A 22413-nucleotide genomic window follows, 5' to 3' on the forward strand; every position below is an offset into this window, starting at 1 on the left:
ATTTTTGAGTTTAATTTTTTAAGAATAATTTGTTATGCTTAGTTGGGAAGAATTTGAAAAAGTAGAAATGCGAGTTGGGACAATTGTGGCTGTAAACGATTTCCCGGAGGCTAGAAAACCTGCTTATCAGTTAGTTATTGATTTTGGCTTAGAAATTGGAATTAAAAAAACTTCGGCACAAATCACCAAACGATACGATAAAGAAGAATTAATAGGCAAACAAATTATAGCCGTTATCAACTTTCCCAAAAAGCAAATAGGAAAGTTTATGAGTGAATGTCTTGTACTAGGTTCATTGGGAGAAAACAACGACGTTGTTCTGCTGACTTCTGATAAAAAAGTGGAAAACGGTTTAAAAATCAGTTAGCTTTTAAAATGGCAACTGTTATCAACGTATCAATCTATTTTAATTTCAAATAATTTATCCCAGTTCTTACCTGTTACAAAAATAGTTTTGCTTTTAGGATTGTAAGCAATACCGTTTAAAACATCAATATCAGGATGTTGGGTGACTAATTTTTTTAAATCGCCTAAATAGATAACTGATTCAACTGCTCCATTCTTTGGATTAATTACAGCAATGGCATCTTTTTGATAAATATTGCCATAAATTTTTCCGTCAATCCATTCTAACTCATTAACCGATTTGATTTTGTTGGCTCCAGAATATACATTTATACTACTCTCAATTTGCATAGTTTCCGGATTTAAACAATAAATTTTTTCAGTTCCATCAGACTGATATAAAAGTTTGCCATCGTTACATAATCCCCAACCTTGAATACGTTTAGAGTAGTTAAAACGTTTAATTTCGTTAAAATTATCAGCATCATAAATAAATCCAAAACCATTTTGCCAAGTGAGTTGATATACCTTGTTATTCAAAATTGTGATTCCTTCACCAAAAATAATTTCCGGATATTCTACTTTTTTATAAATAGCTCCGGTTTTATAATTTGTTTTTCTCAAGCTGGAAATACCTTTAATTCCTGTTGCGTTTCCGGCACCATTTCCCGTTCCTTCGTACAAAGTATCTCGATGAAATTCTAATCCTTGTGTATAAGCTTTGCTGTCGTGTGGGTATGTATTTACTAAGGTGTAAGGTAATAATTTAGGCTCAATTTTTGAAATTAACTCAATGCGATGGGTAACTTCTGCATACTCATTCTCAAAATATACTAAAGCTTTAAGGTTTTGATAACCCAACTTCTCATCCGATAATTGAAAATCTATATTTTTAACTCCCTCTACAGTACCTATTTTTTTATCATTTGCAAAAAAAACAACACTGTCTATTTCTTTGTTTTTACTATTTGAAATACTTAACACTGCTTTTTCGTCGGTTGTAAATTGAGCCTTTGAAGAGGTTGTATTTAACTGAAATAGATCTGAATTATTTTTTTTTGAATCTTCACAACTCAAAAGTAATATAGCTAAAATTGTGAACGATAATAAGTTATATTTTTTCATTAGAAATTTGCAATAATATTCACAAATATAAGAATTTGAATTGAACTATATCGCTTGTAAAAACATAAAAAGATTGTATATTTGCACCGGCAAGTCCTACACGACCAGCTCCTGCAAACTCCTCCAGGGTGGGAACACAGCAAAGGTATGCGGTTGTAGCGGTGCGATGTAGGTCGCTTGCCATTTTTTATTCCAAAACATTTCTGTTTTATTCACTTCCTAATATTCTCTTAAATACAATTTCATTAATCTACTGATTTTTTGGTATAATTATGCTAATAATCTCATTATGAATTTTTGATTTATCCAGGTTTCTTCAATTCAAGTCTTAACGAAAATAAAAATACCGTAAAAAATCACTAGACTTTACGGTAAAAATTTTTAACTTAATAATTCAGTAATTATTCTGCCAGGAATTTTTGTATGTTGGCATTCCCGTTTATATCAGTTATTTTTAGAATAAATAATCCTTTCAGACTCCAAGATATATTTTCAAAAGTACTGTTTTGATGTTTAATTAATTGACCATTAACGTTGAAAATTTCACTTTTACTAATCCGTTCAGAATGGTTAACATATAATTTCTCTCGAACAGGGTTGGGAGCAATAGAGAAAACTGGTATATTACTATTAACATCAGAAACACTTAAAGATGAATATTGCTTTTTATATATTTGTCTAAAGTTCAGACACATAAACAAGTTATCATCCTTGGGTATAAAATTTCGAGCAGTCACCGTACCAAATTGAACAACATCCAAACCAACTATGTCGGGTGTAAAAGTTTCACCTCCATTTGTGCTGATTAAAATATCCGGTTCTGAATTGGTATTATTATTTTCTAAAGCTAACTGAATGTAATCACCTTGAGCAAACATTGCTTGAACGGTTTGTGGCATATTTAACCAATTGTTTGCTAAAAAAGGAGCAATAACCAATTCGCTCCATGTATTACCCTCATCATCGGAGTACAACATCTTATATTGTTGTGTGGTTACACTTCTACCGGTCACATAAATTCGATTAATCGTTTCATCAACATACAAAAGGGTAGTGGTAAAAAAGGAGGAAACACCTGCATCAGGACATTGACTCCACGTTTCTCCATCATCTTCTGACTTATAGAGATGATAATTTCCCCAAGAAAATTGTTTTCCGTTGATAAATCCAAATAAATCAGCATATTCTGTGTTGGTGTTATTGTTTCGGACCCATTCTGAATCGGCAACATTTTTACTCCAATTACCCAGATTGGCTACATCTAAAATAATACGATTATTGTGATAATAAATACGGTCGATATTAACGATTTCATTATTACTTGTTTTAGGCAACGCAATGGTATCGGTCACAAATGTTTGACCGTTGTCTGTTGATTTATAAAGCATGGACGATGAATAAGTGGGATTGAATAGAGCTACATAAAGTATATCCTCAGCACTTTTGATGTGACTGACATATTTTCCTATCGAACTGGTAGTAAACTCTGTTTGACCTACATTTTCCCAAGTGCTACCACCATTGTCAGATTTAATAAAACCGGGGGTACCTTTGGAAGCGTATAAACGATTGCCGTGGAATTCCATAGCATACACGGCGTCAAAATTTCCGCCCGGTGTATTTGTTGACTGCCATTGACTGTATGAAGTAGAACAGCAAAAAGCGACAATAAATAAAGTAATTTTTTTCATGATTTGGATTGTTAGAATTGATAATCAAATTTCAAAACTACAATCCACTTAATCAATAAGGCAAATACCTTATTTTGTTGATTATTAATTTTTTACAAAAAAAATACAATAAAAAATCAATTATTTATGTCTTTTGAAACCACAAAACAGAAAGTGTTGTTTGGTCTCAAAGGGCGTTGTATGCTCTTCTGTAAAACATTCGGTTTTTACAAAACCGTTTTTAAATACAGTTGTTAAATCATTTGCATTGTATTGCGTAATAGAAAGTCCGCTACATTTTGTAGGTCCCTTTTCAGAAAAAGTACCTATCGACATATATCCTTTTACAGCTTTCTTTGCGATTTCAGCATATTTTATTATTTCTTCTTTAGTTGTTAAAAAATGAAAGGCAGCTCTGTCGTGCCAAACATCGTACTCTTCTTGTGGTTCAAAGGCTAGTATGTCACTTACAATCCAATTCACCTTTTTTGCACGACTACCTAAACGTAATTTTGCTCTTTCCAATGATGTTGCAGAGATGTCCAACACTGTAATATTTCTAAACCCTTCATCAAGAAGATAATCGACCAACTTACTATCTCCGCCACCTATATCAATAATCTTAGCCGATTTATCAAGTTGAAAAGTATGTATAAACCTAAGCGATGTTTTTGGTACTGCCTGAGTCCAACTTACCTGTTCCGGAGTTTTGGTTAGATAGACTTTTTCCCAATGGTTTTTTTTGTCTGTATGCATGTTAACTTTGTACTATTAATTATTAAAACCTATGAACTATAATTCTTCTCCAACTGTAAATGAGAACTAAACCTAGGATAAATTGTTAGTTTACAAACAAGTAATAACAAGTTATTTTGCTATTGCTATTTTCTTTGCGGTAACAATTGTATGCATCTCCATTTCGTTTTCAGTCTTTTTATAGTTAACATGAACTACTTTTATCTGTTCTAACTTATTTTGTTCCAAATGTTGTATGATTTTGTCTAATCTGTGGAAATAAAAATAAGCTCTGTCGCCAGTGCTTCCTACTTGAAAGCCGGACTGGTCGGGGTTGCCTTCTACAAAGCTAATATAAATTAACCCACTTTCATGAAGTAAAGCAGCACAATCATGGATGAACTTTCCAGTATCCTCTTGTGATAAATAGGGTAGACAAAAACCGCAAATAATTGCATCGTAAGTGGTTTGAAGTGTGTCAATCTGCCTACAATCCATAACAGAAAATTGGGCTGATGGATTATTCTTACGAGCAAGTTCTATCATATTGGGAGCGATGTCAATGCCGTAAATATAAAAATCAGGTCTTTTAGATAAAAGGTATTTTGTAATGTTTCCCGGACCACAACCAATTTCCAATAGCTTCGAATTGTCTTTTGGCATAGAATGGCAAATAAAATCATACGTCTCGTTGTACAAATCAAGAGGCATAAAAAGTTCTTGATACCGAGAAGCTACTTTATTCCAAGTTGCAAATGTTTCTTGATATGAATCCATTGTTAAAGATTACTATTTGAATAAACTAATCGTGTTTGTCCCATACAAACAAAGCTAAATCAAAGATAACATTATACAAATAATTTAAAAAGCAATAAAGATAAATAGTATTAAAATTAAGAATCGCATTCCTCTGGTTCAATAAAAATAAAAGGTCATTAAAAAAAGCTAACCGTTTAATTTGGTTAGCTTTTTTAGTCTATCGAGGTCTTGAAAGTTTTTTGGTTTCTGTATCAACTTTTGTATCAGAGAGCTTACTCCATCGTATTTGTGTTCCGTCCCACCATAAACTTTGTGGCTCGTCAGTGGTGTTATTATCGTTGAACATGACATTATTCATTTTTTTATCAAAATCATTGGATAATAAATCCGTTGGAATTTTCGGATTTTCTTCTCCTTTAATCTTAGTAATAGCAATCCATGCGATTTTAGTATTCGAAATACCATCATTATTTTCAATAATCCAAAAGCCTTCTTTGGTAACTTCATCAATGTAAACACCATTTGATTTTCCTTGAGGAGTTGCTGTTATTATCATTTCTTCAACATCAGCAATGAGTTTACTAAAATTTTTATCAAACGAAACAAAAACCTTACCGTTTTGAAGATTGGTTTTGCCATTAGCGGTTATTTCAGGTTGCATTGAAGTGCTCATAAATGCGGGTACTTTTTGGCTGTCTTCAGAATGAATTAAGTAGGTTAGTGGTTTATTTACATAGCTGCTTCCATCTACATATAAACTGTAGGTTTCGCCTTTAGTATGAAAACCATACTTCATACCACGAACCCAACCTCCCATAACTCCGCCATAGATTCCTAGTCCGATGTTGGTGTTTTTTTCGTTCATTGCATTCGAAAATCTACCGGTGATAAGACCATTCTGATGGGCTTGACCAAATCCGTATACAGAATAATCATTTCCGTTAGCAGCATAATAACCAAGTGCACCAATTGCTAAGCCATAATCATAACCCATCACACCACCGGTTCTCAGTGAAGAACCACCGCTACCATAAACGCCATATTTATAAGCTCCACTTGTGGTAGCATTTCCATTTACGCCTGTGTTTGGTGCACCAAAACCGGTTCCGGCGATAGGAGTAATGGAGAGACCTCTCACACCTGCACCGGTAGCTGCGGTACTACTATTTTCTCCTTGTATTGCCGCAAATACAGTTGATCCACCGGTGATAGCACCAAAGACGCCTGAACCATTATTATTAGAGTAACCATTCACTGCCCACGGAAAAGTTGTATTGGATACTACATTTGCTAAATCACCTGTAATTGTGGTATTTAAAGTTCCTACAAAAAATTCGCCCAAATTGCTAAAACGAGCACGATACGTATTGTTTGTTCGAATATCTAAATTTTGATTGTTTGTTGTTCCGATAAAATTTGTTCCAGCAGTAGTTGTATTGCCACCATTGATGCCCGTATTTCCGGTAGTAAGCCATGCAACATTATTCAATGCTGTGCCGGGATTTTGCCACGTTACGTTACCAACAGCATCTGTTTGCATAATTTGTCCATTGGTGCCGCGTGATAGTGGCAAGATATAATGTGTGCCGGTTGTTGTATCACTGCCAATTGAAACACGTCCTGATAAATAGGCTGCATAACCTGATGTTAAATTTCCGGTATAGGAATAAAGTCCGTAAAAATTTGTACCTAATGTACCAGGTGGGATGACAGATCTAAATCCATATCTGTCACCAGTTCCGGTTATGGTAAAGTATTCAAAATTTACATCATATCCATACCAGTTTCCGTTACCGTTTCCTTGAAATACAACTTCATTTCCATACCAATCTCCGTTTCCATTTGCGGTAAAATGATCGTATTTTCCATATAAATTTCCTGCACCGGATAAAAAATCATTATAGGTGCCGTATTGGTTTGCTATGGAATTAGAGTTAAAGTAATTATGCAATCCGAGATTACTAAAATTGGTATTGCTAAAAAAATTATTATTAAAGCCAAATTTATCCCCGTTTGTATTGGTTATAAAATTATTTGAAACACCATATTTAAAACCAGTGCCTGTTCCTTCTAACGAGTTATAGGTAGCAATTTGATTTCCGTTTCCGTTGTTTAATATTTCATTACTCGTTCCATACTGATTACTGTCTGATGTTCCGGATAACCGATTAAGTGTACCTATTTTATTAGCTAATACTGAACCTGCTCCATTAATAACATTTACCGTTCCAATTTTATCGCCATCGCCATCAACAGTGATGTAATTTCCTGAACCAATTCGTAAACCGGCTGATGTTCCTGTAAGTTGATTTCTAGTTCCTATATGTGCCAAAGTTCCATCGCCATATACTTGATTATCTGTTCCTGCCAGAGCAACATTCTGATTATTACTTAAAAGATTATAAACACCATACATGCTACCTAAACTACTTGATGTGATTGAATTAAAAAGACCATATTTATCACTGGTTGAGTTCAACACCATATTGTTGTAGATACCTTGTGCTGGTAAAGCTCCCGAATAAGTGGAATTATTGTAAAAATTGATTCTGGCAGTAGAGGAATTAACATCCAATGGATAATCGGCGGTATTTTTTCCAATGGCAACATTTCCGGAATGATACATATCATCCGTGATGGCATTGGGTGGGGTAGTTGTTCCTTCTTCATACCAATCGTGATCACCGTTGGTCGAAGAGGCTATGCCAATCCAATCGGTGGTAACGTTGTCCCAGTAATAAAATCCTATCGGTTTCGGATTTCCTGAAAAAACGGTAGCCGTTGTTAAATAAACCAACATACTTTGTTGAGTAGCGGTTGGGTTAGTAGCCGGAAAAACATCTACCTTAGGAATTAAAATACCATCTGTATTTGATGGTGCTGCCTGATTGGTTGAACGAATGTCCAGTTGAGAATTGGGAGAAGTGGTATTAATACCCACTTGAGCAATTGTTTTAATACTTAAAAACAATATGAAAATGAAAGTAAAGTTTTTCATAAAATCCCATTTTAAATTTATGTATATCAGTTAAATAGCTACACAAATTTAATTTATTTCACAATACAAAATCATTTCTGTTTAAAAATAAATCTGCCTGTTTTTAAATCTTTTTTTGACGTGTATTTTTGAGATAAAAAAAATTTAAAACGGCTTAATTGTAGGTGATAATTAACACTTAAATCATTGTACGAATAGGAGGTATTATTTAGGCTCTTTCATCACGAAAAAACACATAATAGGAGTTATTCGCTGCGAAGTCACAGACATTCGCAGAGTAGGTACTATCAAAGAATAGTTATAGGAGCTAGATTACCTAAAACCCATTAACCATTACCGATTCATAACTCACTATCCGAAGTTTCCACGTTTCTATATGAATGTCTTCCTTATCCAAAGTTAGCACATGCTCTGCGAATGTCTGTGACTTCGCAGCAAATATACAATTCCAATTTTTATTATATTTGATGAAATGAATAAATATGGAAGAAGGTTATGTCATAAGAAATCAAAAACTACCTCATTTTCTAACCTTAACAGTAGTAGATTGGATAGATGTATTTTCAAGAAAAATATACCGAGATGAGGTCATTGCTTCTTTAGATTATTGCATCAAAAATAAAGCTATGGTTTTGTATGGCTATGTGATAATGAGCAATCACATTCATTTGGTTGTTCAATCCAGTGATGGAAAGTTATCTGATTTGATTCGTGATTTTAAGAAATATACAGCCAAAACAATTTTAAGCAAAATACAATCAGACCCGGAAAGCAGAAGGGAATGGATGTTAGAACGTTTTCAAATGGCAACCCAAAGCCATTCCAGAAATAAAGTTTATCAATTCTGGCAGTATGGCAATCATCCGGAAGAAATTTATACCAATCCGTTTATGTGGTCAAAATTAGATTATATTCATTTGAATCCTGTACGTGCCGGATTAGTCGAAAAAGCTTCACATTATTTGTATTCAAGTGCTTCCAATTATGTGAATGATGTTGGCTTGGTCTTTGTCGAAAAAGCAGATAATCCGATTGTAGATGTGAAGAAGGTAAACAATGTGCAGCGGTATGATTTGTATTAAAAATAGGAAGTAATTTGCTGCGAAGTCACAGACATTCGCAGAGCAGGTGCTATCAAAGAAGACTTAGGAGAGCTGGGCTGGCAAGTATGCTATAAATTCAAAAATAGTTTATTATTATCTTCATTATTTTCGTATAGATTTTCATTTAAATAATAGACTAATTCAAATATTTCATCTGTGTAATCGTCACAATGATTATAGCTTCTGATTAGTTTTCTTTGAAAATCTTGGTCTAAGTAATGACTACTATTATAATAGACATTTTCTTCATTGATATTTTCTATTTTTTTTTGAAACTCTATTTTATAATTATTTAAATTTTCCATTAAAATTATCATTCCTTGTCTAACACTTTCATTATCATTTAGAATTTTATTTGACCTCACTTGCATAATTCCATATGTTCCTTCTTTTTTAAATAAACTAAAAATGTTTTCAATAATTCTAAATAATTTTGGTCTATTAAAATTTTCATAAATCATCATTGAATAAGCAATCTGTTGAAAACGAATATTTGTAGAGAATGAATCTACAATTTCTCCATAATTTTTCTTTAAATTATAGAATGTGTTTTTTATATAATTAAATTTTCTTTTTTCTGCATCAACATTTGGAAGTTGAATGTTGTTAACTAAATTATAAAGAAAAATCAAAATTATAATCCAAAGTTCATTTGCAATATTAGAAAAATCAGGAAGTAAATTTTTTTTTGTAATGATTATTTTTTGATATAAAAAAAATGAAAGTCCAACTATGCAAACTGCGTAAAAAAATTGCTTCTTCCAATTAATTAAGAGGGTGCGTGAGATAATAATATTAAAAATTCCTCTAAATGTAACATAATAAATACTAACAAAGTAAATGTCTATTACATAATCATCCAAGTTAAATGAATATAATAAAGCACTCAAAAGAATTATGAATACAACAGGAGTCAATATTCGAAATGAAAAATTAAAGGCTGGTGCTTCATCTGTTTCCAAAAAACTAGAAATCTGAAAATAATTTAAATTAGTGGGGGCGAATTTTCCAATAATATTAGTTATAAAAAACAAAACAATTGCAACTATAATTTGAAAAAGCGTTATCATATTTTTTAAGATTTGTTTTTTATTTTCAAGTTTATAAATTATATTCATTCTTGAAATCACAAATCACAAAAATGATTTTATATAAATTTAATTGATTTAGAACTTGATTTTTTTTGAAATCATGTTTCTTATTATTCGATGAACATTCGATATTGACAAACTCAATGTGGAAATCAATGCTTATTACTTATGCAAGATGTTTTGCAAGTGGAATTAGGTTTGATTGACTCCTGAAATTTTCAATTTTCATGATGATAAACAGGAAATAAAAAAAGCTCACAAATATTTTATAGATATGAGAAGTAAGCATATTGCACATTCAATAAATACCAAAGAAAAAATGAAACATTCGCAATACTCGCAAAATGGAAAAGTTAAAACAATAGCTTGTTGTTCAATGAGATATATTGGAAGTGATAGTGAGGTAGAAGTTTTAAAAAAAATTTAGCAGGAATAGCTGTGAATATATTCAAAATGAAGTTAAAAAACTTGAGTGAATTTACATTTTAATTCCCCACTCTTTATTTTGTCAAGCAGATTCAGTTTTATTAGAAGTGCTTCCAAATCATTATCGTGAACTGCATTTAGTTTCGCTTTCATTTTTTTTTTACATTTTGCCTAACTTGTATATATCTTCAAATTTATATAACTTTTTTCACTTTTTCAACTAATAATCAAGTCTTTTCTTATGAAAATCAAAACCCAACCCCATCCACAATCTCCATCTCCTTCCCCAAAACCGGATGCCAAAACCGTAAGCGTTCCGCATGCAAATAGAGGCGGTCGGCTTTGATGCCGTATAAATCATCGCCTACAATTGGGGCGTTGAGGCCTTCGGGGTGGGCGGCGTGTACCCGCAACTGGTGCGTGCGGCCCGTGATGGGGCAGAAGTGTACCAAGGTGGTATGCTCCCGGCGTTCCACCACTTCCCATTGCGTTTTGGCGGGTTTGCCGTATTGGTAACACACCAACTGGTTTGGGCGGTTGTCCAAATCTACGCGTAAGGGTAAATTGATCTCGCCACGGTCGTGTTCAATCCTGCCGTTCAATAAGGCTACATAGCGTTTTTGCACCGTGCGTTTCATGAATTGAGCCTGCAACTGCAAATAGATTTCCGTGCTTTTTGCCAGCAACAAAATCCCGGAGGTGGACATGTCTAACCGATGCACAATCAACGGGCCGGTGGCATCGGGAAATTTTTCTTTGTAACGCCAATACACCGAATCCTGTATCGCTTTGCCGGGCACCGATAAAAACTCGGCGGGTTTATGCACCACCGATAAATAGGCGTCGTCATATAAAAACGTCAACTCCTTGTCTTCCGCCGGATTCTGCAACAACGGATTGTCGTCCACGTTCAATCCTACCAACATGTGGGCCAAAATGGGTTTGCATTTGCCCGTGCAAGCCGGATAAAAATGCCCGTGTTTCCGTATTTCCGACTTTGGCGATTGTCCCCACCAAAATTCAGCCAAGGCAATGGGTTGTAATTGATGTAAATAAGCATACTGCAACAATTTCGGTGCTGCACATTCACCCGCACTCGCCGGTGGATTGTCTTCAAAAATAGCTCCTAAACTCTTCGTTTCACCCAACGGATTCAAAAACGCATACTGCTGAAACAATTTTTGTTGCAACGCCGCCGATTTGGCTTTGCGTTCGTCTTTCAATTGTTGCAAACGGGCTTCAAAAACCGCTACTTTTTGTTGAGCTTTCTCGATTTCCGTTTTCCAATAATGGTTCATTTGCTTTAGCTGTATGCTTTCCTGCTGGCTTTCTTTGCTCAAGCTTTTTTGCAGGGCTTTGTAATCGTCAAAGGCTAATTCCTGTTCCGCTTTCACCCGCAAGACATCCCGACGGATTTTATTCAGGCGACTTTGTTCTTTCTTTTCGGCTTTGTCGTGTTCGGCTTGCAAAAGAGTAGTGGACAAAGCTTGTTGACAAGCGAGGTATTTCGCATCGTTTTCTAAGGCTTCAATATCGCGGTTGTAGGCATTCAGGATTTTTTCTTCTTGTTTAAAAAAGCCGTCTTGTTGGAGCATATCAAACACAGGCGGCACAAAATGACGGTGTTCGTTGCTATCGGCCAACTTTCCGGAAAATGCAGCAAGATAACCTACTTCTCCGGTTGGTTTTTGCACGACCAATACGCCAAACATTTTCCCGATGACTAACCCTTGCTGCCCTTCTTTTAATCCGAAATTGTGTTCCCAATCGGTTTGAGTGTTCAAGTAGTCTTGCAATTCGGAAGCGGCTATTTTACTCAGTTCATGTGGTTCGTAGTAAAACGGAAAGGTGAATTTTTCCGGCAAGGCAATAGCGGATACATCGTGTTGAAACGGAATAAAGTGAGAAGGCTGCGTCATGGTGCAAAGCTAAAAAAACCAACTATAAAATAGATGTTTTTTTACTTTTACACCTGTATCACACCTAAATTAAATTTCTTTTCAATCGGAGCGTGGTTTGCGGCTTCAATTCCCATGGATATCCATGTTCTGGTTTCTAAAGGATCTATAATGGCATCCGTCCACAAACGCGATGCCGCATAATAGGGAGAAACTTGCTCGTCGTAACGGGCTTTAATTTTATCGAATAACTCTTTTTCTTTGGCTTCATCTACTACTTCGCCTTTGGATTTCAAAGAAGAAGCTTCAATTTGCATCAATACTTTCGCGGCTTGTGTGCCACCCATTACAGCTAATTCTGCACTTGGCCAAGCAAAGATTAATCGTGGGTCGTACGCTTTTCCACACATGGCGTAATTGCCGGCTCCATACGAATTTCCGATAACTACCGTGAATTTCGGCACCACCGAATTGGAAACCGCATTGACCATTTTGGCACCGTCTTTAATGATGCCGCCATGTTCCGATTTACTACCAACCATAAATCCGGTCACGTCTTGCAGGAAAACCAATGGAATTTTCTTCTGATTACAATTTGCTATAAAACGCGTCGCTTTGTCTGCCGAATCCGAATAAATTACACCACCAAACTGAATTTCTCCCTTTTTGGTTTTGGAAACGGTGCGTTGATTGGCCACAATGCCAACCGCCCAACCATCAATTCGTGCATAACAGGTAATGATGGATTGCCCGTAACCCTCTTTGTACGTATCCATTTCCGAATTATCAACTAAGCGTTTGATGATTTCCATCATGTCATATTGGTCCGCTCTTGATTTCGGAATAATTCCGTAAATATCACTTTCTTTCAAGGCAGGTTTTTCCGCTTTAACGCGATTGAAACCGGCTTTGTCATAGTCGCCAATTTTACTTACAATGCTTTTGATACGGTCCAACGCATCTTTATCGTCTTTGGCTTTATAATCCGTTACGCCTGAAATTTCGCAGTGCGTGGTAGCTCCGCCCAAGGTTTCATTATCAATGTTTTCACCAATAGCGGCTTTCACCAAATAACTTCCGGCCAAAAAGATACTTCCGGTTTTATCAACAATCATAGCTTCGTCGCTCATTATGGGTAAATAAGCACCTCCCGCAACACAACTTCCCATTACGGCAGCAATTTGGGTAATTCCCATACTGCTCATGATAGCATTGTTCCTAAAAATGCGTCCAAAGTGTTCTTTGTCAGGAAATATCTCGTCTTGCATAGGCAAATACACCCCGGCACTGTCCACTAAATAAATGATAGGCAAACGGTTTTCAATGGCTATTTCCTGTGCCCGTAAGTTCTTTTTTCCCGTTATCGGAAACCAGGCACCGGCTTTTACGGTCGCATCATTGGCCACCACAATACATTGTTTTCCTTTGATGTATCCGATTTTTACCACTACACCACCCGAAGGACAACCACCGTGTTCCTTATACATTCCTTCTCCGGCAAATGCTCCGATTTCAATACTTTTCGCTTTATCATCCAACAAATAATCAATGCGTTCCCGAGCAGTCATTTTGCCTTCGGCATGCAGTTTTTTGATTCTTTTTTCGCCACCGCCCAATTTCACTTGAGCAAAACGACGTTTTAATTCGGCTAATAAAAGTTTATTGTGGTCTTCGTTTTTGTTGAAGTTTAAATCCATGGAGTACCCGTTTTTTATTTGGACGCTAAAATACGAAAACGTTTTAGAAGTAGGAAATTTGTTTTTGATAAGAGAAATAAGAATCAGAATGTTTTGATAATTATTTAAAATTTATAGCTAAATAATATGTAAGTGATATTTTTTAAGTGTTAAAATTGCGATATATCAATTTTGTGCTATCATTTGCCAAAAATGTGCTATTTTAAGCAAAAGGTTACTTGTAATTTTGAGTAAACTAAAAAATAACAGATTATGAGTGTAATAGCAAGACCCCAATTAAAAGAAAAGTACGATAACTACATTAACGGAAAATGGACACCGCCTTCTACCGGACAATATTTTGAAGTGCTATCACCAGTTGATGGAAAATTAATGTCTAAGGCAGCTCATTCGTCCAAGATGGATATTGAATTGGCTGTTGATTCGGCTCACACAGCATTCAAAAGTTGGGGGCAAACCTCTGCGACTGAGCGAAGTATTATCTTAAATAAAATAGCCGACCGTATGGAGGCTAATTTACAGCATTTAGCTGCAGTAGAAACCTTAGATAACGGTAAAGCCATTAGAGAAACTATGGCGGCAGATTTACCTTTGGCAATAGACCATTTTCGTTATTTTGCCGGCGTGATTCGGGCAGAAGAAGGTTCTATCAGCGAATTAGACAAAGATACTGTTTCCATTATTGTTCATGAACCAATTGGGGTTGTGGCTCAAATTATTCCTTGGAATTTCCCTATTTTAATGGCCGTATGGAAACTCGCTCCAGCCTTAGCAGCCGGAAATTGCGTGGTGTTAAAACCGGCAGAGAGCACTCCGATTTCCATTATGGTATTGATGGAGTTGATTGAAGACTTAATCCCTGCAGGTGTAGTAAATATCGTGAATGGTTTTGGAGCGGAATTAGGCAGAACATTAGTTACCAATCCAAAAGTAGCCAAAGCAGCGTTTACCGGTTCAACGGCAACCGGACGTTTGGTGATGCAATATGCCACCGAAAACATTATTCCGGTTACGCTGGAATTAGGTGGAAAATCACCGAATATCTTTTTCCCTTCAGTAATGGATGCCGATGATGAATTTTTGGATAAAGCTTTAGAAGGAGTCGCTTTATTTGCTTTGAATCAGGGAGAAGTCTGTACTTGTCCGTCTCGATTATTGATTCACGAATCTATTTATGATGCCTTCATAGAGAAAGTGATTGCGAGAGTAAAAGCCATCAAAACCGGAAATCCGTTTGATCCAACCGTGATGATGGGAGCACAAGCGTCGCAAATTCAAAAAGACAAAATTTTGTCGTACATTCAATTAGGTAAAGAAGAAGGAGCAGAATTGTTATGCGGTGGAGAAGTAAATCACTTGGGTGGTGAAATGGAAGGAGGATATTATATTCAACCAACATTATTCAAAGGTCACAATAAGATGAGAATCTTTCAAGAAGAGATTTTCGGACCGGTTTTGGCGGTGACTACTTTCAAAAATACAGAAGAAGCTATCTCCATTGCCAACGACACTATGTATGGCTTAGGAGCTGGCGTATGGACACGCGATGCTCATGAATTATATCAAGTGCCAAGAGCCATTCAAGCAGGTAGAGTATGGGTGAACCAATACCATGCCTATCCGGCAGGAGCTCCGTTTGGAGGTTATAAACAATCCGGAATTGGCAGAGAAAATCACAAAATGATGTTGGGTCATTATCGTCAATCCAAAAATATGTTAATCTCTTACAACAAAAATAAATTAGGATTTTTCTAAAAATAACCTAAATACTAACATAGCCACGAATTCACGAATGATATTTTAGAATTCGTGGCTTTTAACTTTACCGCTATGGAAAAAATCAAACGATTGGACGCTACCGACAAAGCATTGAAATTAATTGCGATGCTACAAGAAAAATTCGGAGCTTTAATGTTTTATCAAGCCGGTGGATGTTGTGAAGGAACCCAGCCCCAATGCTTTGAAAAAGGCGGATTTTACCTTCGCTATGGTGATGTTTGTATTGGAACGGTAAGCGGTTTTGAATTTTGGGTAGACAAAGATTTATTTGAATACTGGAAACACGCTCATTTTACCTTAGATGTAACCGATGGAATAGGAGCAGGCGGTTTTTCGTTGGAAACTCCTTACGGTAAAACCTTTAAAGTCAATTATCGTTTGTTTACGGAAGAAGAAGCGGCTAATTTGGACGATATAAAACGTAACGAATAATTAATTTAGCCATTCACATTCATCAGTTGGTATTGTTTGGGTGTTACACCTTCATACTTTTTAAACACCCGAATAAAGTAATTGGCATCTTCAAACCCGGTGGCATAAGAAACCTCAGAAATATTGATTCTAGGGTTATTCAATAAATTTTTTGCAAACTTAATTTTTTCATTGAGGATAAACTCAATGGGAGTCATGCCTAGTTCACGTTTAAAATAGCGATAAAAAGAGGTGGTGCTCATACAGGCTTTATCACTTAATTCTTTCAGACTTATAGCGTTTTGAATGTTTTGCCGAATGTATTCCACCACAATCGCAATGGGATTATTGCTGTCAATTAGTTGATTATTATTGATGGCTTTGACTGTTTGTGATTGAATGATTCGAACCAACAGTTCTTGTAAGGTCAAATCTGCCAAAGCATCTTTGGTAATCGATGTACTCATACACTCTTTGATGAGTTTGTTGATTGTTGAAGCCAGGTCTAAATTGTTATAAAAGAAATAGTTTTCATAATCCAATTTCCAAAAATGCTGATTACCCTCTTTTGGGTAACGCTCATTTAAAAAATCGAGGGTTTCTTTGATTTTAAATTGATCGATAGCCAAGGCCAAACACTGCGTTGGATTGTGTTGCGTAGCCTCCGGAAAATCAATTTTCATTTCAACATTTGACGGAATGATGACTGTTTCGCCCGGTAAATAATCAAACTCAGGGTCTTCAAAAAGGTGCATTACTTTTTTGCCCCGCAACATACTGGTGACCACCAAATCATTAAACTTCAGAGGAACTTTAATACTTTTTTCATAGGTTTCAAATAAGTTTAACTCGCAGTTATTCAAGGAATAAACAGTTCTGTTTTCTACTAACGTTTTAAGTGATTTTTCATGTGTTAAAGCTGGGGTATGGAGCGTGACTTTAGACTGGTTCATGTTGAATATTTGTTTAAAATTACTAAAAAATATTCAAAGTCATCTGGGGTTCTGATTTTTTTAACTTGATTTTAGTTCGTAAAAAAATACCCCAAACAGAGTCTAACTTTTGGGGTATGTTCAAACATACAAACTTATTTATGTATAAAGTAAACTAATATTTTTATTCTTCTTTCTGTCCCATCATCATTAAATAGGCTTTTAAAAAGGCATCAATTTCACCGTTCATAACGCCTTCCACATCACTGGTTTCGTGAGCGGTTCGAACGTCTTTGACTAATTTATAGGGATGCATCACATAGTTTCGGATTTGTGAACCCCATTCAATTTTCATTTTTCCGGCTTCGATGTCGGCTCTTTGAGCCATTCGTTTGTTCAACTCAATTTCGTATAATTGAGAACGAAGCATTTGCATCGCCCGTTGACGGTTGTCTTGTTGCGAACGCGTTTCAGAACATTGAATTTGAATGCCGGTTGGTTTGTGAAACAACTGTACTTTCGTTTCTACTTTGTTCACATTTTGTCCACCCGCACCACTCGAACGAGAGGTAATGATTTCTAAGTCAGCCGGATTGATTTCAATTTCAATCGTATCATCTACTGAAGGATAAACATATACGGAAGCAAAAGAAGTATGGCGTTTGGCATTACTGTCAAACGGCGAAATACGCACCAATCGATGCACACCATTTTCCCCTTTGAGGTAACCAAACGCATAATCACCTTCAATTTCAAGGGTTACGGTTTTGATTCCGGCTACATCGCCTTCCTGAAAGTTCAATTCTTTTACTTTATAACCTTCTTTTTCCGCCCACATGAGGTACATTCGCATGAGCATCGAAGCCCAATCACAACTTTCCGTACCACCGGCTCCGGCTGTGATTTGTAAAACGGCACTCAGGTTGTCGCCTTCCTCAGAAAGCATGTTTTTGAACTCAAGGTTTTCAATTAAGGTATTGGTTTGCTCAAAAACGGTATCTACTTCAGCTTCAGTAGCATCGCCTTCTTTGTAAAACTCAAAAACCAATTGTAATTCTTCCGATAAATTGACTGCTTTTTGGTAATCTTCTACCCATTTTTTCTTGGAACGCAAGTCGCGAACCACGATTTCAGCTTCTTTTGGGTTGTTCCAAAAGGTAGGGTCGAAGGTTTTTTCTTCTTCGTTGGTAATTTCAATTAACTTCTTATCGATGTCAAAGATACCTCCTCAACGCACCAAGGCGTTCTACAATACCTTTAATTTGTTCGGTATTTGTCATAATTATCGTAGTTTTGTTTTTTGCAAATGTAACGACAAGATGTGAGTTGTCCTAATCTGAAAAACATAATGTGCTAGAGATTACTTTCTGCCACCTGATAATATAATGTGCAATGGAAATAAATTTAATAAGTGATACCGTAACCAAGCCTTCTTTAGACATGTTAAGGGCGATGTTTACGGCAAAAGTGGGTGATGATGTATTTAAACACGACCCTACGGTTAATGAATTAGAAGCCTATACGGCTGCTTTTTTTGGGATGGAAAAAGCCTTGTTTTTTCCTTCCGGAACGATGGCGAATCAAACGGCTATTAAATTACACACCCAACCGGGAGAGCAATTGATTGCCGATAAATATGCCCATATTTTTAACTATGAAGGGGGAGGAGTTTCCTTTAACAGTGGAGTTTCCTGCCGTTTGTTGGAAGGTCATCGCGGGATGATTACGGCAGACCAAGTGGAAGCCGCCATCAATCCGCCGGATTTTTACCACAGTCCGTTGACCACATTGGTTTCTTTGGAAAATACGACCAACAAAGGAGGAGGAGCCTGTTATGAAATAGAAGATTTAATTGCCATTCGTAAAGTATGCGACCGTCACGGATTAAAATACCACTTGGACGGAGCCAGGTTGTGGAATGCCTTAGTAGCCAAAAACCAAGACCCGTTGCAATTCGGGATTCTGTTTGACACCATTTCAGTTTGTTTTTCCAAAGGGATGGGAGCACCAATTGGTTCCGTTTTGTTGATGAGTGAAAAGGATTATCCTAAAGCCTTACGCATTCGAAAAGTATTGGGTGGCGGCATGCGACAGGCTGGTTATTTGGCAGCGGCGGCACTTTATGCGATGGAACACAACATTGAGCGATTGGCAGAAGATCATAGACGAGCAAAGGAATTAGGAGAAGTGTTATCCAAAACCAATTGGGTACAATCGGTGGAAGAAGTAGAGACGAATATTGTGATTTTTTCTGTTTTACCGCACATCAAAGACGAATTGGTCATTGAAAAATTAAAACAGAAAAACATTTCCATCAGTTCGTTAGGCAAAGGGAAATTGAGAATGGTGACCCATTTGGATTATAAAGAAGTGATGCATTCGTATGTCATGGAAGCGTTGGAGAAGATGGTTTTTTAAGGGGAATCAATTTTGAGAAATTGCTATAACATATTTTTCTATTAGACTCTCACCATTATACTACCACTAATATAATCATGAATCGTTCTGCTTTTATTACTAAAAAAAAACGTGATAAAGGATAACCAGCCGAGTGAAAATTTAAAAATGAACCGAATAACAGCTTGGAAGAAATTAATTTTTTTTGCGTGATTTGTGCTACATCTTACACGAATATCCATTTTTTCATTCCCTATGGTTGCACCAAAAACGGTTAAAATCGGTTCATACAATAAAATCCCCACAAATAATATCATTCTGACATAGTTCGGAACATTTTCAAATGAATTCAATATTTCTGATCCGAAATACATGAATGCAATAATAATAATTGTATCAATTGTAGTCGATTTTATTCTTTCAAGAATAGTCGGATACACTCTTTCCATTGGTGTTAGTTTATGTATTAATTTATATGTTGAACCTATCCAATCCCGGAATATTCGGCATCCCTTCTTTGGCAACGGCAGCTAATTCTGCTTCATTTACATTGGTTGCTTTTTGAATAGCTTTGTTCATAACCAAAATAAAATAGTCCTCCAATTGTTCTTTATCTTCCAGAAGTGAAGGATCAATTTCAATCGATTTTACAGTTCGATTTGCAGTTAACGTCACCTTAAAAAGCCCATCATTGCTTTGTTCATCAATTAAAATGTGGTCTAAACGTTTTTTAGTCTCTTCTATTTTTTGTTGGGTTTCTTTCAGTTTACCCATCATTCCCATTAGGTCTCCAAACATGTTAATAATTTTTAAATTAAATGAATTGCAAATGTAGTATATTGCATAGATTTGAGTAATAATTTTATTATGAATTTTAGAGTTAGCTTAAGTATAATTTGCATTATTTTTGCATTTTCTTGTACTAAAAAAGAGACAACTATGTCAGATAGCCTTGTACCGCCAATGGCGGCCAAAAAAGATACCGTTTTAGAAAAACATGGTGACAAACGAAAGGATTCTTATTATTGGTTAAACGACCCTGAAAATGAGGAAGTTATTCAGTACCTAAAAGACGAGAATAGGTATTATGAAGAAATGACGACTCATACCAAGGACTTCAAACAACAATTATTTGATGAAATGAAAGCCCGGATAAAGGAGGACGATGAGTCGGTCCCTTATTTTTATAATGACTATTATTACATTACCCGTTTTGAAAAAGGAAAAGAATATCCCATTTTTTCAAGAAAAAAAGGAAGTTTGACGGCCAAAGAAGAGATTATGTTTGACTGCAATGAATTGGCCAAAGGCAAAGCCTATTTTAAACTCACCGGTATTAATGTAAGTGAAGACAATAAATTAGTTTCTTATGCAACCGATGAAACGGGAAGAAGAATTTATACTTTACAAGTAAAAAATTTAGAAACCGGCGAAATTTTAGAGGATAAAATTCCGAATGTAAATGGGGAATCGGTTTGGGCAAATGATAATAAGACTTTATTTTACTCTACAAAAGATAAAAAAACGTTGCGTTCGGATAAGATTCACAAACATGTATTAGGAACGGATGCTAAAAACGATGCGATGGTATATCATGAAAAAGATGATACATTCACCGTATATGTAGCCAAAACAAAATCGAAAAAATTTATTGTGATTGGCAGTACCAGTACCTTGACATCTGAATTTCAAACCTTAAATGCGAATGAACCAAATGGAAAATTCAAAGTGTTTCAACCGCGTGTGAGAGGATTGGAATATAACATTTCGCATTATAATGACCACTTTTATATTGTAACCAATAAAGACAAAGCAACAAATTTTAAGGTGATGAAAACACCGGATAATGCAACTGCTTCTTCGAATTGGATTGATGTAATTTCACATAATGAAAAAGTGTTGATAGAAGGAATCGAAATTTTCAAGAATTATTTGGTGGTAGAAGAGCGTTCGAATGGTTTAAATAAGATTAGAATTATGCCATGGGACAAGAGTGGGGATTATTATTTACCTTTTGAAATTGAGACTTATTCCGTTGAAATTGGAACGAATGTTGATTTTGATACTGAAGTATTACGTTTTGGTTATCAATCGTTGTCCACTCCTTATTCAGTGATTGATTTTAACATGAAAACCAAAACCAAAGAAATCAAAAAAGAGTATGAGGTATTGGGTGGAAAATTTGATAAAAACAATTACGAAGAAGAGCGAGTTTGGGCTACAGCTGCTGATGGTACACAAATACCGATATCCGTAGTGTACCGCAAAGGAATTCAAAAAGACGGAAACAACCCCTTGTTGTTATATGCTTATGGTTCGTATGGTTATTCAATGGAACCAAATTTTGACTCCACTATTTTAAGCTTGTTAGACAGAGGATTTATTTATGCTATTGCACACATTCGTGGGGGAGAAGATATGGGCAGACAATGGTATGAAGACGGAAAATTGTTAAAAAAGAAAAATACATTTACGGATTTTATTGACTGTTCAAAATTTATGATTGATCAGAAATATACAAGTTCCAAACATTTATATGCACAAGGCGGTTCTGCGGGTGGTTTATTGATGGGAGCTGTGGTTAATATGGCACCGGAATTATACAATGGTGTCATCGCTGCAGTACCTTTTGTGGATGTGGTTACCACGATGTTGGATGAAACAATTCCTTTAACTACCGGTGAATACGATGAGTGGGGTAATCCGAATGATAAAGTGTACTATGATTATATGAAATCCTATTCCCCTTATGACAATGTAAAAGCTCAAAATTACCCAAACATGCTTGTAACTACCGGTTTACATGATTCTCAGGTACAATATTGGGAGCCTGCCAAATGGGTAGCAAAATTACGAGAACTAAAAACAGACAAGAATTTATTATTTTTAAATACCAATATGGATGCTGGACATGGTGGAGCTTCGGGCCGATTTGAAGCCTTAAAAGAGCTTGCTAATGAGTTCAGTTTTCTTTTAGATTTAGAAGGAATTGAAAAGTAAATTTTTTTTTTATAAATTTGCAAGGTTTTAAGGTTTCCAAAAACAAG

General features: G+C 35.7%; 18 protein-coding genes and 1 other RNA gene. 7 read left to right on the plus strand and 12 right to left on the minus strand.

Translation table 11 applies throughout. The features are described from left to right. Positions 1 to 34: 34 nt before the first annotated feature. The gene (locus R2782_RS00200; protein ID WP_371266026.1) at positions 35 to 367 is read left to right on the plus strand and encodes a tRNA-binding protein; all 333 of its coding nucleotides are present in this window, start codon (positions 35 to 37) and stop codon (positions 365 to 367) included. A 29-nt stretch (positions 368 to 396) separates the two neighbouring features. Here the strand turns inward: R2782_RS00200 and R2782_RS00205 are convergent, their stop codons facing one another. Further along, the gene (locus R2782_RS00205; protein ID WP_371266027.1) at positions 397 to 1470 is read right to left on the minus strand and encodes a glutaminyl-peptide cyclotransferase; all 1074 of its coding nucleotides are present in this window, start codon (positions 1468 to 1470) and stop codon (positions 397 to 399) included. An 87-nt stretch (positions 1471 to 1557) separates the two neighbouring features. On the opposite strand from R2782_RS00205, the gene ffs reads away from it, so the two are divergent. Beyond that, positions 1558 to 1656, plus strand: an RNA gene (gene ffs / locus R2782_RS00210) — signal recognition particle sRNA small type. A gap of 215 nt (positions 1657 to 1871) precedes the next feature. Here ffs and R2782_RS00215 read toward each other — a convergent pair. From R2782_RS00215 to R2782_RS00230, 4 genes are all read right to left on the minus strand, one after another. Then, positions 1872 to 3161: a T9SS type A sorting domain-containing protein gene (locus R2782_RS00215; protein ID WP_371266028.1), complete on the minus strand. Its 1290-nt coding sequence runs from the start codon at positions 3159 to 3161 to the stop codon at positions 1872 to 1874. A 120-nt stretch (positions 3162 to 3281) separates the two neighbouring features. Beyond that, positions 3282 to 3896, minus strand: coding sequence for a trans-aconitate 2-methyltransferase (locus R2782_RS00220; RefSeq protein ID WP_371266029.1), 615 nt, complete (start codon positions 3894 to 3896; stop codon positions 3282 to 3284). Between the two features lie 111 nt (positions 3897 to 4007). Beyond that, positions 4008 to 4652, minus strand: coding sequence for a trans-aconitate 2-methyltransferase (locus R2782_RS00225; protein WP_371266030.1), 645 nt, complete (start codon positions 4650 to 4652; stop codon positions 4008 to 4010). Positions 4653 to 4851: 199 nt separating this feature from the next. Next, positions 4852 to 7632 carry a hypothetical protein gene (locus R2782_RS00230; RefSeq protein ID WP_371266031.1) on the minus strand — a complete coding sequence of 927 codons (2781 nt, stop codon included), beginning with the start codon at positions 7630 to 7632 and terminating at the stop codon, positions 4852 to 4854. Positions 7633 to 8114: 482 nt separating this feature from the next. Here R2782_RS00230 and R2782_RS00235 point away from each other — a divergent pair, with 482 nt between their 5' ends. Beyond that, entirely contained in the window at positions 8115 to 8714 is a 600-nt protein-coding gene (locus R2782_RS00235) for a transposase (protein ID WP_371266032.1), read from the plus strand. An 89-nt stretch (positions 8715 to 8803) separates the two neighbouring features. On the opposite strand, the gene R2782_RS00240 is transcribed toward R2782_RS00235, so the two are convergent. From R2782_RS00240 to R2782_RS00250, 3 genes are all read right to left on the minus strand, one after another. Further along, positions 8804 to 9853 carry a hypothetical protein gene (locus R2782_RS00240; protein ID WP_371266033.1) on the minus strand — a complete coding sequence of 350 codons (1050 nt, stop codon included), beginning with the start codon at positions 9851 to 9853 and terminating at the stop codon, positions 8804 to 8806. A gap of 647 nt (positions 9854 to 10500) precedes the next feature. Then, positions 10501 to 12171 carry a pseudouridine synthase gene (locus tag R2782_RS00245; RefSeq protein WP_371266034.1) on the minus strand — a complete coding sequence of 557 codons (1671 nt, stop codon included), beginning with the start codon at positions 12169 to 12171 and terminating at the stop codon, positions 10501 to 10503. 47 nt (positions 12172 to 12218) lie between these two features. Continuing rightward, positions 12219 to 13847 carry an acyl-CoA carboxylase subunit beta gene (locus R2782_RS00250; protein WP_371266035.1) on the minus strand — a complete coding sequence of 543 codons (1629 nt, stop codon included), beginning with the start codon at positions 13845 to 13847 and terminating at the stop codon, positions 12219 to 12221. A 252-nt stretch (positions 13848 to 14099) separates the two neighbouring features. Between R2782_RS00250 and R2782_RS00255 the strand changes: the two genes are divergently transcribed. Both R2782_RS00255 and R2782_RS00260 read left to right on the plus strand, forming a co-directional pair. Further along, positions 14100 to 15602 carry an aldehyde dehydrogenase family protein gene (locus R2782_RS00255; RefSeq protein ID WP_371266036.1) on the plus strand — a complete coding sequence of 501 codons (1503 nt, stop codon included), beginning with the start codon at positions 14100 to 14102 and terminating at the stop codon, positions 15600 to 15602. A 75-nt stretch (positions 15603 to 15677) separates the two neighbouring features. Beyond that, positions 15678 to 16058 carry a DUF779 domain-containing protein gene (locus tag R2782_RS00260; RefSeq protein WP_371266037.1) on the plus strand — a complete coding sequence of 127 codons (381 nt, stop codon included), beginning with the start codon at positions 15678 to 15680 and terminating at the stop codon, positions 16056 to 16058. A gap of 5 nt (positions 16059 to 16063) precedes the next feature. Here R2782_RS00260 and R2782_RS00265 read toward each other — a convergent pair whose 3' ends face one another. Further along, entirely contained in the window at positions 16064 to 16990 is a 927-nt protein-coding gene (locus R2782_RS00265; RefSeq protein ID WP_371266038.1) for an AraC family transcriptional regulator, read from the minus strand. Between the two features lie 163 nt (positions 16991 to 17153). After that, positions 17154 to 18249 (minus strand): peptide chain release factor 2 gene (prfB, locus tag R2782_RS00270; RefSeq protein ID WP_371266039.1). Its coding sequence is split into 2 segments (ribosomal slippage): positions 17154 to 18185 and positions 18187 to 18249, totalling 1095 coding nucleotides; the frame shifts between segments, so codons are not numbered across the junction. A 112-nt stretch (positions 18250 to 18361) separates the two neighbouring features. On the opposite strand from prfB, the gene R2782_RS00275 reads away from it, so the two are divergent. Next, positions 18362 to 19387 (plus strand): low specificity L-threonine aldolase, encoded by a 1026-nt coding sequence (locus R2782_RS00275; RefSeq protein ID WP_371266040.1) that lies wholly within the window; start codon positions 18362 to 18364, stop codon positions 19385 to 19387. 41 nt (positions 19388 to 19428) lie between these two features. Here R2782_RS00275 and R2782_RS00280 read toward each other — a convergent pair whose 3' ends face one another. Continuing rightward, on the minus strand, positions 19429 to 19815 hold the full coding sequence (locus tag R2782_RS00280; RefSeq protein WP_371266041.1) for an RDD family protein: 387 nt from the start codon (positions 19813 to 19815) through the stop codon (positions 19429 to 19431). A 22-nt stretch (positions 19816 to 19837) separates the two neighbouring features. Then, positions 19838 to 20164 (minus strand): YbaB/EbfC family nucleoid-associated protein, encoded by a 327-nt coding sequence (locus tag R2782_RS00285; RefSeq protein WP_371266042.1) that lies wholly within the window; start codon positions 20162 to 20164, stop codon positions 19838 to 19840. A 141-nt stretch (positions 20165 to 20305) separates the two neighbouring features. On the opposite strand from R2782_RS00285, the gene R2782_RS00290 reads away from it, so the two are divergent. Beyond that, positions 20306 to 22366: a S9 family peptidase gene (locus tag R2782_RS00290; protein ID WP_371266043.1), complete on the plus strand. Its 2061-nt coding sequence runs from the start codon at positions 20306 to 20308 to the stop codon at positions 22364 to 22366. Positions 22367 to 22413 lie beyond the last annotated feature (47 nt).

The organism is Flavobacterium sp., assembly GCF_041392085.1.
GTDB lineage: Bacteria > Bacteroidota > Bacteroidia > Flavobacteriales > Flavobacteriaceae > Flavobacterium.

Coding starts and splice junctions, on each gene's coding strand:
- R2782_RS00200 (WP_371266026.1), top strand. CDS start 35: ATGCTTAGTTGGGAAGAATTTGAAAAAGTAGAAATGCGAGTTGGGACA.
- R2782_RS00205 (WP_371266027.1), bottom strand. CDS start 1,470: ATGAAAAAATATAACTTATTATCGTTCACAATTTTAGCTATATTACTT.
- R2782_RS00215 (WP_371266028.1), bottom strand. CDS start 3,161: ATGAAAAAAATTACTTTATTTATTGTCGCTTTTTGCTGTTCTACTTCA.
- R2782_RS00220 (WP_371266029.1), bottom strand. CDS start 3,896: ATGCATACAGACAAAAAAAACCATTGGGAAAAAGTCTATCTAACCAAA.
- R2782_RS00225 (WP_371266030.1), bottom strand. CDS start 4,652: ATGGATTCATATCAAGAAACATTTGCAACTTGGAATAAAGTAGCTTCT.
- R2782_RS00230 (WP_371266031.1), bottom strand. CDS start 7,632: ATGAAAAACTTTACTTTCATTTTCATATTGTTTTTAAGTATTAAAACA.
- R2782_RS00235 (WP_371266032.1), top strand. CDS start 8,115: ATGGAAGAAGGTTATGTCATAAGAAATCAAAAACTACCTCATTTTCTA.
- R2782_RS00240 (WP_371266033.1), bottom strand. CDS start 9,853: ATGAATATAATTTATAAACTTGAAAATAAAAAACAAATCTTAAAAAAT.
- R2782_RS00245 (WP_371266034.1), bottom strand. CDS start 12,171: ATGACGCAGCCTTCTCACTTTATTCCGTTTCAACACGATGTATCCGCT.
- R2782_RS00250 (WP_371266035.1), bottom strand. CDS start 13,847: ATGGATTTAAACTTCAACAAAAACGAAGACCACAATAAACTTTTATTA.
- R2782_RS00255 (WP_371266036.1), top strand. CDS start 14,100: ATGAGTGTAATAGCAAGACCCCAATTAAAAGAAAAGTACGATAACTAC.
- R2782_RS00260 (WP_371266037.1), top strand. CDS start 15,678: ATGGAAAAAATCAAACGATTGGACGCTACCGACAAAGCATTGAAATTA.
- R2782_RS00265 (WP_371266038.1), bottom strand. CDS start 16,990: ATGAACCAGTCTAAAGTCACGCTCCATACCCCAGCTTTAACACATGAA.
- R2782_RS00275 (WP_371266040.1), top strand. CDS start 18,362: ATGGAAATAAATTTAATAAGTGATACCGTAACCAAGCCTTCTTTAGAC.
- R2782_RS00280 (WP_371266041.1), bottom strand. CDS start 19,815: ATGGAAAGAGTGTATCCGACTATTCTTGAAAGAATAAAATCGACTACA.
- R2782_RS00285 (WP_371266042.1), bottom strand. CDS start 20,164: ATGTTTGGAGACCTAATGGGAATGATGGGTAAACTGAAAGAAACCCAA.
- R2782_RS00290 (WP_371266043.1), top strand. CDS start 20,306: ATGTCAGATAGCCTTGTACCGCCAATGGCGGCCAAAAAAGATACCGTT.